Origin of the sequence: Paenibacillus sp. P3E (genome assembly GCF_001909045.1) — a bacterium.
Taxonomy (GTDB): domain Bacteria; phylum Bacillota; class Bacilli; order Paenibacillales; family Paenibacillaceae; genus Paenibacillus_AQ; species Paenibacillus_AQ helianthi.
In genome coordinates this window covers 1-1,427 of sequence record NZ_LVWH01000105.1, presented here as the reverse complement: position 1 = coordinate 1,427, position 1,427 = coordinate 1, and the positions used below count along the sequence as shown (strand labels likewise).

Here is a 1,427-nt window from a genome sequence, read left to right as displayed (position 1 = left end):
CAATTAACCTTTCAGATGGATCTCAAGGAGAAGGGTTATGGTTTTTTGAAATTTTAAAAAATCGTCTTATAGGTGCCTGGTCAAAGTTCGGATCTAGTGAAAGATTAGAAGAAGGTATCTCATTATTAGAAAGCTGGGGGCATGATACCAAGGAAAATATACACCCATTTCTATCTAGGAACATTGGAGTATTAACTCAAAATATTAACTTTACCAGAAGCCCGGCATATCATAAAAGTTCACGCCTTGTTATTAATGTAGAGTCATTGTACATCGCCTGTATGTTTGCAATTTTTTCATTAGATATTCAGTCTTACTCAGGTGCTCGTATAAATGAGATTTTGCAGGTTAGCTATGATGCGGATTGTTGCGTTATAACCGAAGATAGAAAGGTAACACCAACTAAAAGAAATTATATTTTCAGATTAATTCCAAAAGGTAGAGATACTGAAGAGAATTACTATATGCCTGAAAGTGTATTTAAAACATTATTAATGATAGTCAACGAATTAAAGAATCACTATAATTCAGATGCCCTACCAGAAGTAGAGTACAGTATACTATCACGAAAGCACTTGCTTGATAAAAAAAGAAAATATGTATTTCAATATAACAAACAACATATAAATCAGTTCACATTGAATTCTGTAATTCGCTTTATAACACATGGCTTGATTATTCAAACAGAAGAAGGAAAACAGGTAGTTCTTAAAACCCATCTATTGAGACACGCATTCGCTACTCATGCAGCTCAAACAGAAAGACTACCTATTGACATTGTACGAAAATTATTACATCAAAAAGATGAAAGTGTCACTAGTTATTATGCTGCACCAACGAATATTCAAATCTCTGGTACAATTGAATCTCTACATGACAATTGGATGTCTTATATCGATATTCAACAAGGGATTCAGAGAAGCCCTGAGGAACTCGAAGCTATCTATGAAGAATACAAAGAAAAGGTAGGTACTGTCTCCAAAGTAGTTGGTGGTATATGTACAATTGATTCAGTGTGTCCGACAAAGATGGCTTGTATGGGTTGTGCAGCAAAGGTTCCGCAACCAGAATTCAGGCACGAAATTGAACAGTATCATGCTTGGGCACAAGAAAGTGAAAAGCGCTTTGTGAAATTAGGATTAGAAGTAGAGGCAAAAAAGATGAAATTAGCTATGAGGAGAGCTAAAATAGAATTAAAAGAAATTGAAGGTATTGAGATGTATATAAAGGACGAATCCTATGAGCCAAACATTCAATTCCAGAAAAAAAACTAAAAAACCTTGGCTGGATAGTGTATATCATCAACGAAAAGACAGAACGTTTAAATTAGGAAAACAATCGATCGACGAGCTAATAAAACAGGGTATTAAAATTTCTTACAGGAAGATTGCTGAATTATCAAAACAAATAGATGATGAGAATAAAGG

General features: G+C 34.1%; 1 protein-coding gene and 1 pseudogene. Both read left to right on the top strand.

Going from position 1 to position 1,427, the window contains the following annotated elements:
* Positions 1-1,274: site-specific integrase (locus A3842_RS10120; protein ID WP_143186233.1), on the top strand; the 1,274-nt coding region annotated here is incomplete at its 5' end.
* Positions 1,240-1,427: pseudogene (locus A3842_RS32925) on the top strand (hypothetical protein); the annotation flags it as partial. The gene A3842_RS10120 and the pseudogene A3842_RS32925, both read left to right, overlap by 35 nt.